Source organism: Sphingobium sp., from assembly GCF_033795625.1.
Lineage (GTDB): Bacteria > Pseudomonadota > Alphaproteobacteria > Sphingomonadales > Sphingomonadaceae > Sphingobium.
Window position 1 is genome coordinate 36767 of sequence record NZ_JARYGI010000021.1, and the last position, 14711, is coordinate 51477.

The 14711-nt window shown below is 65.2% G+C and carries 5 protein-coding genes; all 5 read right to left on the minus strand.

Annotated elements, in window-relative coordinates:
- Positions 1 to 20 precede the first annotated feature (20 nt).
- Entirely contained in the window at positions 21 to 6662 is a 6642-nt protein-coding gene (locus QHC67_RS11770; protein WP_319294538.1) for a histidine kinase, read from the minus strand.
- Positions 6662 to 8491 (minus strand): ShlB/FhaC/HecB family hemolysin secretion/activation protein, encoded by a 1830-nt coding sequence (locus QHC67_RS11775; protein WP_319294540.1) that lies wholly within the window; start codon positions 8489 to 8491, stop codon positions 6662 to 6664. Before QHC67_RS11775 ends, QHC67_RS11770 begins: the two co-directional genes overlap by 1 nt.
- A 245-nt stretch (positions 8492 to 8736) precedes the next feature.
- Positions 8737 to 9465: a hypothetical protein gene (locus QHC67_RS11780; protein ID WP_319294542.1), complete on the minus strand. Its 729-nt coding sequence runs from the start codon at positions 9463 to 9465 to the stop codon at positions 8737 to 8739.
- 22 nt (positions 9466 to 9487) lie between these two features.
- Positions 9488 to 11491 (minus strand): adenylate/guanylate cyclase domain-containing protein, encoded by a 2004-nt coding sequence (locus tag QHC67_RS11785; protein WP_319294544.1) that lies wholly within the window; start codon positions 11489 to 11491, stop codon positions 9488 to 9490.
- Positions 11492 to 11496: 5 nt separating this feature from the next.
- Entirely contained in the window at positions 11497 to 14610 is a 3114-nt protein-coding gene (locus QHC67_RS11790) for a CHAT domain-containing protein (RefSeq protein ID WP_319294546.1), read from the minus strand.
- Positions 14611 to 14711: the final 101 nt, after the last annotated feature.

The following is a 14711-nucleotide window of genomic DNA, read 5'->3' on the forward strand; positions in this document are numbered from 1 at the left end:
TCCCCCTACTGAGAAATCGATCATTGCGCGACGGGATCACCGCAGCCTTCATTGCCACTGACGCTGCAATCGCTGTCCCACAGGTCCTCGTTCCCCGCGCCGGTCACGGGCTCGTCGATCAGCGGCGGATAACCCTCCGCCACGAAGTCGCGCAGTTCCACGATGGCGACCGGGAAGATCTGCTTCACAGCGATGGCCGGATCGAGGATGCGCTCGATCGCGTCGCGGTTGTCAGCCATGACCGGCGGAATTTCCGGGATCACGGGCGGCACGATGGTGCAATTCGCTACGGCAAGGATCAGGCAGCCATTGACCGTCGAGCGGTCGCTGAAATCGCCAGTTCGACCGCCTGGAACGCCGTTGATCGACACCAGCCGGATTGCTTCGGCGCCCGTGATGAAGCCCCCCGCATTGTTCACGAGACGGCCGTTGATGACGATTTCCGTATCCGGCCCGCCACCCGTCAGTGTCAGGCGGTTCGTCGTGAAGCCGCGCCGGTCGGCAAGCTCCGTTCCTGCGCCACTGTTCTGAATATAGACGCCGATTCCGTTGATGGCGATCGCCCCGGCGCGCAGGAACCCTTCATCGCTCACATTGCCGTCATTCCGGCTGAGCCGCTCGTTACGCGTGTCCACCGGAATGAAGCCAGTGATGTCGGTGATCGCGGATCTGGTCGCAACCGCGACGCTCGGAGCGTCCAGGGTCAGGACTCCGCCAAGGGTCGTGCCTGCGCCACGCAGGTCGATGGAGGCCGTATCCGTGAACACGTCCATGCCATTGCCTGCACTCAGCGTAAGACCACCGGTCGTTCCAAGCCCTGTCAACCTGATCGCGCCGACGACTTCCATCCGCCCTTGCGACTGCACGGTCAACGTGCCGTTCGGCCCAAGATTGCCATTCGTGCCCGACGTCAATGTGAAGCTGCCGATAGTGGATTGCGCCGCCAGAGCGATCAATATGTCTTGCGCGAACAGGCGCGTCATCTCATCGCCCGAGAGGCTGTAGGCACCTGCCTGATCGCCACCGCCGATATAGTTTCGGCCCTGCTGGCCGAAGGATCCGCTCAGCGTGATGTTGCGCGTCGTACCCTGCGCGCCCAGCCGCGCGCCGCTGCCGATCACGATGTCGGCCGAGGATATCTTGATGGTCTGCGCAACGGCCTGTCCGCTGACGCTTGCCGTGCCGGTAGTCGCAAGCACGTTGAGGCCGGTGTCCGCAATGGCCTGGGCAAGTGCGACCGATCCGTTCCCGCTGGTGATCGTCATCGCATTGGCGGCGCGCAGGGTCGTGCCTGCGGCGCTCAGCACATCGCCTGCCGCATTCAAGGCGACGGTGCTGCCGAACAGGCTGTCGCCGGTGGCAACCGGATTGCTGTGCATGACCGTGATCGTGCCGCGGCTTTGTACGTCCAGCGTGTTGGTGGCGCGGAACGACCCGCCGCCGTTGAAGGCAAAGGAAATCGGCGCGTCGCTGGACAGGAAAGCATCGCTGCTCTGGATCGGGTTGCCGCTGGCGTTGACGAAGATGCCCGAGCAGTTGCAGGATGGGCTGCCAAGAGCATCCGCGTTCAGCGTGCCGTTGATGATCAGCCCGCCGCCAGCCGTGATGGACGTGTCGGTAATAGTGATGCGGCCGGCCGTAGTGCCGAGGGCGAAGCCGTTCGCAGTTTGAAACTGGCCGTTCGCTTCCATGATAAGTCCGGCGAGGCGGCGCAGTCCACCACTGGCGAGCGATCCGCCGCCGCCATTCGATGCCTGGGCGATGCCGCCCGTGGCGAAGCCGTTCCGTCCGGAGGCGACCGGGATAGTGCCGTTGCCGCTGATCCCGCCAAGCCCGCCATCGCCCGCGCTGCCATTGGCGAAGAGTTGCATTGCCGGTAGATCGAAATCGGCGTTCAGGGCTTCGAAGTTGGCGAGGCCGCCGGTGCCATCGCCGCCTGCTCCGCCATTGCCGCCAGTGCCATGCGCGGAGAGCGAGTAGGTGCCCGAGCCTGAAGATCGGGCCTGTGCGGAGTCGATGGCGAACTGCGCGGTGCCGCCCAGTCCTATACCGCCGTTGCCGCCCGTGCCACCCGTAGCGCCTGCTCCACCCGCACCGCCTGTCGCATTGGCGATCAGAGTGATGGAGGGGGCCAGCACGGTCTGGCTGTTGCCGCTGCCGCCGAACCGGACACGTCCGCCTGTGGCCGCTCCGCCATTTGCGCCTGCAACGCCTGCGCCGCTCGAAGCGCCGCCGCTGCCGCCAAGCGCCGATGCGCTGAGGGCGAGTGCGTCGAGCTGTGCAACGATGCCGCCGCCACTTACATTGACCGCTGCGTTGCCGCCAGTCGCATTGCCGCCGACATTGCCGATAGCCGCGCCGTTGATGCTGGTCCCGCCTAGTGCATTGGCAGAGAGTAAGACGGTGTTGAGGGCAACGGCGCTGCCCGCCGCTTCGATCTGTGCGATGCCGCCCGTGGCGCTGCCGCCGGGGCCGCCCTGTCCGCCATCGGAGACGCCGAACGCCGATCCCGCCGCTGCCGATGCGTCGATAGCGAGAGTGCTGCCCGTGCCGCTGGTGACGGTGGCATTCTGTACCACGAAACGGGCAGTGCCTCCCGTCGCGTCGCCTCCCGCGCCGCTCCTGCCGCCGGTGCCGGGCACCGCGCTGCTGGTGCCGGAAAAGCCGGTGCCGCCAATGGTCGCGGCGCTGATCTGCGTCGTTTGTCCCAGTTCCAGCGTTGCGTTGTCGGCAACGAGGATGCCTGCGGCTCCACCGATCGCCATTCCGCCGCTGGCGCCCGCAAGCCCGGCGCCACTCATCGTTCCGCTTGCGCCGCCGTCGCCGCCAAGGCTTCCTGCGTAGATATCGAGCATGTTCGTCTGAACCAGAGTCGATCCGCCTGAAACGATCATACCAGCCTCGCCGCCGGTGCCGATTCCGCCATCGCCGCCGACGCCGGTTAGCCCCATGCCGCCGTCGCCGCCCAACGCGCCTGCGGTTATGGTGAGGGTATTGGCCACGGTCAGCGTGCCGAAGTTGACCGCCAGATTGGCGCCCATGCCATTGATGCCGCCGGTGCCCGCACCGCCAGCACCGCCGGTCGATCCGGTCCCGCCATCCCGTCCGGCGCCGCTTGCATCCAGGGTCAGGTTGGCAAAGACGGGATCGACATCGATGGCCAAGGAGGCGAGCCCTCCAGTGCCGGAGCCGCCATTGCCGCCTGCGCCGATGCCATAATCGTAGATAGGCTCGTCATTCTGATCGAACCCCACGATCCTGAGCGTCGTGCCCGCCTGTCCACCCCGGCCTGCAGCGGAGAGCGTCAGATCCACAAGATTGTGCCCTTCGCTCTGGAAGGCCAGGCGGGCCGATCCACCGATGCCCGCGCCCCCGGAAGCGCCTGCACCGTCCGTTTCATTTTCGCCGCCGTTCCCGCCTTCGCCGTTCGCAGAAAGGAAGATGGTGGGCGTGTTCAATGTGCCGCCCGCCAGCTGGAAATCGACTGTGCCGCCCGTGCCGTCCCCGCCAGTGCCTGCGCGGTAGGCAGCAGGCAGCCCGTCGGCAATCGCCGATCCGCCCAGACCGCCGGTGCCTGCCGCCGACAGGGTGAGATTGGTGGCGTTCACTATGGCCGTGGTGCCAGCTTCCATGACGAACTGCGCCGTGCCGCCGACGCCCGAACCGCCGTCTGCAGCGTTGCCGTCGAAGACCTGGCTGCCAGTGCCGCCGAGGCCATTGGCATTGATCGTAAGAGTGCCGACGGTAAGCTGGCCGGACACTGCCTCAAGGCTTGCCGTGCCGCCGCGCCCGATCCCGGCAATGGCGCCAATGCTGTCAGGCGAATAGGCGCCCTGTGCTTCGCCGCCCGTTCCGTTAGCGCTCAAAGTCAAGGAACCCAGCGTCGCGTTCGCGCCTGCCAGCCGCATCGTTACGGCGCCGCCCGCGCCCGTTCCTGCCCGGAAGGGATTGGTGCCGCCGCCCGTGCAGTCGAGGCAATTCTCGTCCGCCGCCGCTCCAAAGCCATTGGCTGTCAGCTCCACATCCGACGCGCTGAAAGTGCCGCCGTCGAGCCCCAGCGTTACGGTGCCGCCGGAGCCGGCTCCTGCATCGCCCGGATTGAAATTATAATATTCGCCCAGGATCTGGGGCGTGCCGGACGCGTTGGCGAATAGCTGTCCCAAGGTCAGGGTGCCGTTGTTCAACGTGCCGCGGCGGCTCTCGATGGTGATGGTGCCGCCAATGCCTTCGCCACCCGTTCCGGTTTGCCCGAAGGCTTGACGGGCCGCGCCGCCTTGCCCTTCTGCCGACAACGAGAGTGCGCCGATCGCCATGTCGGCGTCGCTGGTGTAGGCGAGAATAGTGCCGCCGGTTCCGCTGGAACCGTTGGCGCCCTGCGCACCCGCCGCGAACACATTCAAGGCGCAGCCGAAAGTCGCGCAGTCCGTGAGCGACAGGTTCCCGCGCAGGCCGTCTGGGCGCGTCGCGGCCAAAGTGATGGAGCCTCCGGTCGCCGAACCGGCGGTGATCCCGGCCTGCCCGGCAACGGCGGAGGCGGAAAGATTGAGACCCGCTGCCCTGAACGTGCCGCCCAATGCGCCTACCGAGATATTGCCGCCGAGCATATCGCCGGTGACGTCGCCGCTCAGGCTGAAGTTGTTGGAAAAGACATTGGCGGTGGCGAACAGATCGCGGGTGATATTCAGGGTGCCGCCATCGCGGGCCTGCACGCCGATTGTCCCGCCCCGCACGGTTCCCGCCGCGCTGCTGCCGCCAAAGCTGTATGCTTCGGCATAGAGTGAAATCGACTGCGAGAGGTTCAGCGTGGCCGATCCCGACACGTCTATCAGAATGCGATGAGCGCCGAGGCCGGGACCTGTCGCGCCCGATGTGCCAAGGCCAGTGACCGAAAAGCCGTTAGCGGCGGTTATGTCGCCGTTGAAGCTCGTCCAGTTATGGGTGCCGCTGGTCAGATCGACGACGATGTTGCCGCTCGTGGCATCTCCCGCGATGCCGCTGGTCGAGGTTCCGGCACTGGCCTGCGCCTTGGCCGTGACGACGCCCAGATCCAAGGTTCCGCCGTTGCCGGTAAAGGTGATCGAGCCGCCGGTCGCATTGCCTCCGTTGACGGGCGATGTGCTGGCGTCCCGGTTCACGGCCGCCGAAGCATCGATAGCGGTCGTGGCGAATTGCAATATGCCGCCATCAGATACCGTCAGGTCGACGCTGCCGGCGGTGGCATTGCCGGAGCTGTTCGACCCGACGCCGCTATAGCTGGTAGCATCGACCATTAGCGATTGCGCGCGGATCAGGCCGCCGTTGCTCTCCATCGTCAAGGAGCCACCCGTGACGTTCCCGCCGTTCAGCGGATCGTTCACCCCTTCGTTGGAAAGATTGACTGTCAGATTGCCAGTTACATCGATGGTGCCGACCTGGTTCGGCCCGCCGAGCGCCGTCAGTTTGATCGTTCCGGGGCCGTTCAGGTTGTAGGTATCGAGAGTGAGGTCTCCTTGAACCTGAATGAGACTGCCTGCACTGGCGTCTAGCGAGAGGTCGCCGCCGCCTTTCAGATCGGCCGAATTGCCGAACGTGAGCGTTGGCGAGACGGACTGATCGAGGGCTAGTGTTCCCGTCGCTTCAGCATAGGTTCGGGATGAGAGCGTACCGCCGCCCAATGTCATGTTCGCGGCGACGGTGTTGACCGGATCCGTTATGTCTCCGGCGTTTAGATTATAGCCCGCCGACAGGATGATGGCGCTGCCCTCCTGCGTCAGGGCAGCGGCGGCGGGATAGCCGACGGCGCCGGACAGCAACATCGTCAGCGCGTTGTTCTTCGGCACGGCAACCATGGCGATGCGCTGCACGTCCGTGGCGGCAGTGGAGGCGGGGCCGGTCGTGCTGCCGGTATGGACGACGCCATTGCTATCGGTGGTGCCTGCCAGGATATTGATGTCGAACAGGCCGCCGTTGATGACGATATCCGCCTGCTCGGCACCGATATACGCCGCGGACCCGTTCACGGAGACGGTGCCGCCTTGCTCGATACGCGGCGCGACGAGGGCGATGTAGTTACCGGCAGTGATCTGCGCGCCGGTCCCGACCTGCACAGCCGATGTGCTGTTCGCAGGCCCCCGGAAACGGATCGCGCCATTCGCGTCGAACAGTCCGCCCGTGGTCGTGATGGGGTTGCTGGTGAGGACCAGGCTCCCGACGTTGATGACGGCGTTGGCGCCAATGGCAAAACCGCCCGGTGTGTAGAACCAGACCGACCCGCCCGGCGTGTTGATGTCGTTCAGGACACTCCGAATCTGCCCATCGAGCGTGACGATCCGCGATGTATTGCTGGGGTTGATGCGGTTGAGCACCGTGTAGTCGCTGATCGTGGCCGAGATGCCGATCTCATACCGGACATCATTGCCATCCGGCAGGAAGTCGACCGGAGCAGTACTGTTTATGTCATTGTCATAGGGCTGCCAGTCGATGATCGTCTCCGTATCACGGATGCCGATCACGTCACTGGTTTCTCCACGGGAAATGAACGGATTGTTGCCGCTCAGCCCGATCGCCGAAGTGACGTTGCCCTGAAAGCCGCCCTGCGCCTGCAGCGGCAAAACGGCTGCTACCGTGCCCATCACCACGGCCATCGCACAGGTGCAGAGAAGTTTTTGCGGTATCTTGCGCATTATCGCCTCCAGGGCAGCAGCTGGGCAGTGACGGACATCAGCACGCGCACATCGCTGCGCTCCGTCTCGAAAGTGGTTTTCTTGAGCGGCACCGCGACCGTCAGGTCGAAGCGCGCGCGATTGCCGAATGCGCCGCGCACGCCGCCGCCAGCCGAATAGAGCCGCTGCGGATTGATGCCGTCGAAGCTCCTGTCGTTGTTCCAGATCCAGGCCGCATCGAAGAAGCCGAACGGCTGCAACGACAGGTCACTGACACTGCGCGGCACGACGCTGCCGACGCGGACTTCGGCGGCGAAGCCGACGCCGCTGTCGCCAATCAGCGCGCCGGGATCATAGCCGCGCCCGACCGTATAGTTGCCCGCGCTCATTTCTTCATAGGAGAGTAGCGCATCCGGCGAATATTGCGCGCGGGGGGACAGGGTGAAGGCGATCTTGGGCACAGGGCGATATTCGCTATAGCCGCTCAGCCGCACGGCAAATCCACTGGGGTCGCCCTCGACACGACCCAGTGGCACGCGCGGCGCGCGGCAGTCGATGCCGAGCGGGCCGCAGGGCTTGCTTGCGCCAAGGGCGTCCAGTCCCTGCCGGACCTCCAGCGATCCGCCGATCCGCCATTTGGGCTCGGAGGCGGAATAGCCGATGGTGCTGGTCAGGCTGGCAGTGTCAGTCGCTTCCGCGTCCAGCCGCGCATAGACCACGCGCAGCTTGTCGCGGTTCAAGGGCAATCCGGAAAATTCGACCTTCTGATCGACCACGTCCAGTCCAACCGCACCCAGCAGATTGCGCGATTGCCGCCGCAGCAGCGGGTAACTCAGCGACAGGCTGGCGATCAGCGTCTCGGACTCCAGCGTCCCATTGACGATGTCCGGCGTGGTCCAGGCATAAGTGAAATCGCCCGCCAGCCGCAGTCCGTTGCTGCCAAGGCCCATGCTATGGCCGACCTGAAGCACGGTCTGCTCCTTGGTCTGCGCAGTCGAGAAGATGCTGAAGACCGTGCTGTCGGCCATTCCGGTGATGTCGTTCAGTTGAAGCCGGGCCAGTGCGCCGAAGCGCCCGACGCTCCGCGAGCCCAGATTCTGCACGTTGACGTCGACCTGAACCTGCCGCCGCGTCACTTGTACTTCGCCGACCACTTCGCCCGGAACGCCGGTGCCTGCAGGCTTCAGCGCCAGCCGCACGTCGAAGCCGGGCATGTCACGCGCCAAAAGAAGGTGCCGCTCCGCCTCCTGCACGTTGAAGACCGGCTGGCTGGTCAGCGCATTCATGTGCGCGGCGATCATTTTTTCGGCATTGCCCGCATTGCCGCGGATTTCGACTCGCACGAGCTTCGCCATCAGCACGTCGAGGACGACCGTGCCGCCTTTCTCGATCCGCTGGGGTGGCACCTGCACAGCGGCCAGATAACCGCGCGTACGCAAGACAGTCGCAGCCCGGTCGCGGATTTCGCAGACCGTGGCGATGGGCACTTCGCGTCCAGCAAACTCCGCCCAGCTATCGCGCAGGCTGGCCGGGTCCACGGCAGAGAGATGGTCGAAACGCACATCGGCGAACGTCACCATCACCTTGGCATAGCGCGGATCGGCGAGCGGGCAGGGCGCGCGTTCGACGCCGCCCTCCACGGTGAGGCGCGAGGGGCCGGGCGCCTGTGTCGTCGGCGTGGTGCCGCGCTCGATTTCCTCGCGGGTCGGCGCGCCGGTTGTGGGGGCCGGGGGCGGAACTGCCTGCGCCATCGCAACACCGGACACTATGCCGAAAGGAGACAGCGCAGAGGCCGCAATCAGTGCCAGCAGGCAAGACCCGGACCGCTCTGCACTTGTTCTCAAACCCATGACGATCCCCCACTTGTCCGCACGCGGCCCCCTGCCGCAGATGTCGGACATCGCCTCTAAACACGAAAGACCAGGCGGCGGATGTGCCGACTTGGCCTTGTTATTCTTGCGACCGTAAAGGGAATCGGCACCGCTCTTTGCCGGCGGCGCTCGTCGGGCGATGGCCTAACAGTCCGGCCCCACGCTGACAAGCATCGCCATGCGGCAATTACCTAGAAATATATCCTTGTCAGGCGTCGCTTCGGTCAGGGCGCGTCAGGTGCCGGATCGGGCAGCGCGACCGTCTCCGTCAGCAGCGCCAACTGCGCTTCGCACTTCTTTGCGATCAGGGTGGAGGCCATCGTCTCCAGACCGCCCGCTGCGCCGCTCATCAATGCGAAGCCGATGTCGATAGGCTTGCCAAGACCGCTCCAGCTCAAGCGGTATTGCGCGCCTTCGGTTACGGGCAGGGTCGCTGGCCAGCCCGCCACGGCGTCCCCCGCAGCGAAGCTGACGGGAGCGCTTGGGCCGCCCTTTGCTGGAGTGATGGTGAGCGTAACGGCGCTACCGATGTCCGGACGCCATAGCTGGACATTGGCGGGATCGGGAACGCAGGCAGTCGAAGGCTGGCTGATGTCGACATACCAGAGGTTCGGACTGCGGGGCGCTGGCGCGCCCTCGCTTATGCCGCCGCGAACTGCCCCGGTCCGTGCCCGCCGCACACGCTTGGTCTCCAGCAGCGAGGCGAGCGTGTTGCGGCTGTCGGTGCCCGACGATGCCGCAGCCGTCAGCCCGAAGGTGCCGGGTCCGCGTAATGTCCGGGTGCCGCGTCCGTCCAGCAGTGTCACTACGTCGCCAGCCTTGAGTGAAACAGTGCCGCTGTCCGCCAGCTTCTTGCCCGGAGGATAGCCCTTGGCCGAAGGACCCGATGCGCGCACCACTATGGTTTCGGCAACGGCGGGCATGGCTGCGACAGCGCTCAGCGCCAACGCCATCGCAGCTCCCAGCGAACTTTTCCTACCCCAGAACATATGCGTCTCCATTTTCGGTCTGTTCGATACGATACAATAAATGGGCGAGAGCGGTGTCCTCGGGATGGCGCATGACCAGCGCAATCAGACCCTTCAGGGCGCCCTCCCTGTCTTCTGTTAACCGTCTCAGGATCGCGGTTAAGTGATCGCGGTCACTGGCGGGAAAATCCGGCGCGGGCTCGAAGATTTCGACTGGTTTTGCCCGCCCGCGCAGGATCACGCGACCCATTGGCCGCCACCAGTCCATCCCCGAGCGCTCCATCGCCTCGCGGCTGGCCATCACGCTGGCTTGCAGGGATTTGTTCGCTGCCTCCAGCCGCGCGGCAGTGTTCATGCTGTCACCCAGCGCCGTGTACTGGATGCGGCCTTCACCGCCGAAGTTGCCGACGATCGCCTCGCCGTAATGCAGGCCCACGCGCGTCTTGCCGATCGGGGGCACGCCTTCGGGAACGTCCTTGCGGAAGGCCTCGCCTGCCTGCCACATCGCATAGGCGGCCTTGGCGGCGTTGGTGCCGTCGTCGGGTCGCGAGATGGGCGCGCCCCAGAAGGCCACCACGGCGTCGCCCACGAATTTGTCGATTGTCCCGCCATGCGCCAACACCACGTCGGACAGGCTGTCGAGATAACGGTTCAGCAGTTGCGCGACCATTTCCGGCGCGATCGCGTGGCTGAGCTTTGTGAAGCCCTCAAGGTCTGTGAACACCACGAAGATCGCGCGCTTCTCGCCATGCAATGCGAGCTTCTCGGGCTCGGCCAATATCTGGTTGGCGATATCGCGGGGGAGATATTTGCCAAGCGCGGACTGGGCGAACCGCCGCTGCTGCGATCCGACCGCGCGCGCCGCCGATCCCACCGCCGCGAAGGCGAGCACCCAGCCTATGCCCCAGCCGATGGCTGGCACGCCCTGTGTATCCCACCCGCCATGCTGGAACCAGAATGGCAGGCCGCCGAATAATATGGCCTGCACGATAAGAAAAGGCGCCAGCGAATACCACCGCATTTCTGCCAGGCTGGTGAACACGGCAGTCATGATCGCCAACAACGCGATGATCCAGAGGAGCCATCCCGGCACGCGCGGCAGGGCTGCGCCATCAAGCGACTGCGCCAGCATATTCGCGTGAACCTCCAGCCCGATCATCGACTTGCCGGTCGTTGCGGACATCGGCGTCTCGAACTGGTCGTTATCGACGATGTCTCCGCCGATCATCACATGCCTGCCGCGGATCTGATCCGCGAAGGCCGCGCCGACTGCGGGGTCAGTGAACAGGTCGATGGGGAAAGACGCGAACACCGGCCGGTCCGGATCGGCGGGCAGGCGATAGCGGATGGAGCCCTTATATTTGGCAAAGGCGGGGGAGGGGGCCATTGCCTGCACCAATATCGGCGGCAGGGAAGCCAGTTGCGCCGGCCAGCTGCGCGCCACATTGTCGGCATCCGCTTCCAGGCGGATGCTGGCGGGTTTCATTCTGTCCGTCCGCACTTGCTTTACGAAGCCGTCCAGAAATTGCTGCTGTTCGTAGATGATCTGTTCGGCATTGTCGGCGACTTCGGCATAGCCGAGCCATGTCCGTGTCTTCATCGCCCGCATCGTCGCGATGAGGTCCGGGTCTTCATCCTGCGGCTGGTCGATCAGGATATCGATGCCGATGGATTTGGGACCCAGCGCGTCGAGCGTGCGCAACGCTTTCGCCAAAGTGGATCGGTCGAGTGGCGAACGTTTCTTGGTCGCGATCAACGTCTGGTCATTATAGACCACCAGCACGATGCGCGGGTCCTGATCCACGCGCGGTGCGAAGCCCGTCATGCGCACATCATAGAGCGCCCGCTCCGCATCGCCGACGACAGGCACATAATCCCAGCTAAAGCGCGCGCACAGCAGGGCGATCAACAGCACCACGCCTGTGGATACCAGCCGCCATTGGCCCGCATCCTGGATGATGCGGGCGGCGCGCCTCAGCCAGGATCTGGATGCTCTGGGGCGCTCCGCCACGGCCTTCAGCGTTGCGCTACGGTCGCCGGAGCCGCCAGCGGACGCGCGCCATCGCCGATGATCGCAAAGCCGGACCAGTAGAAGGGGTGCGATGTGTCGGCATCATCCATCAGCACGACTTCCGCCTCACGCAGCGCTTCGGCCATCCCGACGCCGCGCGGTGCGGAGAACAGGCCGTTGATCAGCCGCTCGGTCGCCTTGAACTCTTCCGGAGCGGGCCAGTGGCTGGCGATCACCGAACGTCCGCCTGCGCCGATGAACGCGCGCACCAGGCCGTCCAACGCACCACCGCCGCCGCTGAGGCCCGCAGCCTTGGTCGCTTCCCGGCTCGCCTTGCCCGCCGTGTCGCAGGCAGAGAGGATCACTACGTCCGCGTCCAGCTTAAGGTCGAATATCTCGCCGAATTGCAGCAAACCGTCCGATTTGGCGCTGTTGCCGAAGCTGGTAAGCAGGGCAGGGCGTGCCGGGCACTGCGCCCGCGGCGCCGTCACCAGCCCGTGCGTTGCGAAGTGCAGGATGCGGAAATCGTTGAGATTGCCCTGCGCCATGATCGCATCATCGGTGAAGGCCGCGCCGGTCAGCACTTCCGACCCCTGCCCGCCAATCTGCCTGGCCGCTTCGCGCAGCTCGGTCGCCGGGATCGGGCGGTTCCACTCGGCAGCGGGCCAGTTGCAGTTGATCCCTGGTTCGCCGGTGGCGCTCCGCGTCAATGCGGCTGTGCGCAGCGCGGAAACCGGCGCGTTCTCTCCAAAGCCGATATAGTCGCGCGCCGCCGCAGAAGCAGGCGCATTGCGGGCGTCGCGGAAGGCGCGTGCAGAGAGCGCGGTGCTGACGCTGTGCGACCGTCCGAGCCAATCTATGCCGCGGAAGTCGAACTCGCTGTCGGGCTTCGCGGCCACCCGGCTCGTATAGGCGTCGACGCCCGGCTGGCTCGCAATCAGCAGGTTCGCCGGCAATTGCAGCATCGCGCCGTCGGGCTCGAAGATCAGGTGCCTGGTCGCCGCCAGCCGCGCTTGGACTGGCGCGAACAGGTCGAGATAGAGGCTGCGCGCCAGTTCGACGTCCAGCGGATACGTCGCCTGGACGCCATTCACGCTGGTGGAGATGGTCTCGCGGAGAGACGTGACCTTGTCCCGCATCGCCGCAGCGCCGATGCCGATGCGATAGCCGGTCGCACCCTGCGGATCGATCCACACGGCGTAGAGCGCGTCGCCCAATTGCGCCATCTTCACATAGGCTTCGCCGGGTTTCAGTGCCGCCTGCATGTCGGCCAGAGTCAGCACATCCTTGGCGACTGCGCGATACTGTGGATAGGCCGCCAATGCCGCGAGCGTCGTTGCCTGCTGCTCGCCGAGCGTCGCGATTTCCTTCTGCTGCGCGGCGATCTGCGCTGCGACACCTTCCTCGCTCGACTTTGTTAGCGAAAGTTGCGCCAGCGTGATCCGCGCCCGCTCCACATCGCGGGCCAGCGACACCGACTGCCGGAACAGTCGTGCCGCGTCGCCGGTGCCTGCCGACAACTCGCGTGTCAGCACTTCCATCGTGTCGGCCGCACCTGGCCGGACAAGCGTCTGTGTCGCGAGGAAAAGGTCAGCGGTCAGTTCCGGCCGGGTCGGGATCTGCTGCGCCAGCAGGGCGAACCAGGGCTGCAACTGATTGGAAAGGCCCGTCAACGCATTGCGGTTCTCGGTCGTGGACGCAATGATCTTCCGGTAGAGTGGGATCGCATCGTCAGTGCGCCCGCGCCGCACGAGGAACGAGCCCAACCGCGCCCGTGCACCGTTCAGCGCCACTGTCTCGGGATATTGCACGGCGAGCAGATCGACAGCCTGATTGAGGAGGGCCTCGGCCTGCCCGAAATTCTTTTGCGCTTCATAGGTCAGCGCGATTTCCGCCAGCAATTGCGCGCGCAAACGGGTGATCGAGGTCACTCGCCCATCGCGGATCATCATCGCGGCTTTCAGCGCCTGATCAAGCGTCGCCCGCGCCATCTCCGGCTTGCCGGTCAGCCGCTGGAGGGTGCCGCGAAGCTGCTGCGTTTGCGCGTCGATGATTGCGCCGCGTTCCTGCGGCGTCAGCTTGTTCGCCTGCGCCGTGCCCAGCGCTTGCCCAGTGGGAATGCCGCTGTTGATCTCGGCCACGACCTGCGCGCCCAGCGAAACGCCGCCTGCATCGCCGATGACGCCCTCCGGTACTTGCTCCAGCGGCTGGTTGAGCAATATCAGCGCGCCTGCATAGTCACGCTGGTTGAGCCGGTGCATGGCCTCGAAATTGCGGCGCAGGCTCAGTTGCAGACGGCCGCCTGACGGCAACCTGCGCGCTTGCGCGAACAATGCGTCGGCCTGCGCGAATTCGCCCATATTGGAGAGCTGCAGCGCGCGATTGATCAGATACTCATGCGCCAGTCCGGTGCGTTCCTGCGCCGTCAGCTTTGCGGCATCCGGTGCCGTTGCCAAACGGTCCTCCAGGCTGTCGAAAAACTCGGCGGCTTCGGCATAATTGCCCGAATTGTTCCGGCGATACCCTTCCGCAAGCACTGTCTGCGGATCGAGGCCTGCGGCCTGCAATCGGGCGAAGGCCGTCATGTCCTCTCCGCCAAGGGTGGCGATCTCGACAGTGCCCGCCACGATCTTGTCGGCGACGATGGTACGCAGGCCAAGGTCGAGGGCGCTGGCGTAGCTGGCGAAACCCTGTGCGATATAGGTCGTCTTGCCGCGCTTTACTTGGGTGATGCGGTAGGCAGCGCCGTTGCCGGCAATCCGACAGTTGCGCACCAGCACGGCGCCAAGGTCGGCCAGTGTCTTACCGCCTTCATCGCTGCACGAGAGTTCCGCTCCGCGTGATTTCGCCAACATGCCGAGCAGGGCATCGCCGCTCCCGCCAGCAGGCAGGCGCAGTGCGTAGAGCCGCCCAACCGGCTGTGCCGAATCGCGGCATGCCACGGTCCATGCGCGGTCGAACATGCTGTTGCTGGTCGGATCGCCGCTACGGCTCTGCGCCTGGCACAGCGCTCCCTTGCCGCTGCCGCCGATGCGGAAGCTGTCCATCAGGCTTGGCTTTTCAGCCTGTGCGTTCGCCACGAACGGCATAGCCATCGCCAGCACGGCCCCGGCCGACATAAGCCCGGCCGCCACAGAAACTCGAAACCCCCGCACCGCAAATCTCCCTAACTTCCGTAAGCTATGCTTGCGAAAGGCCCCTGAAGCGACGCCGTCTTTTA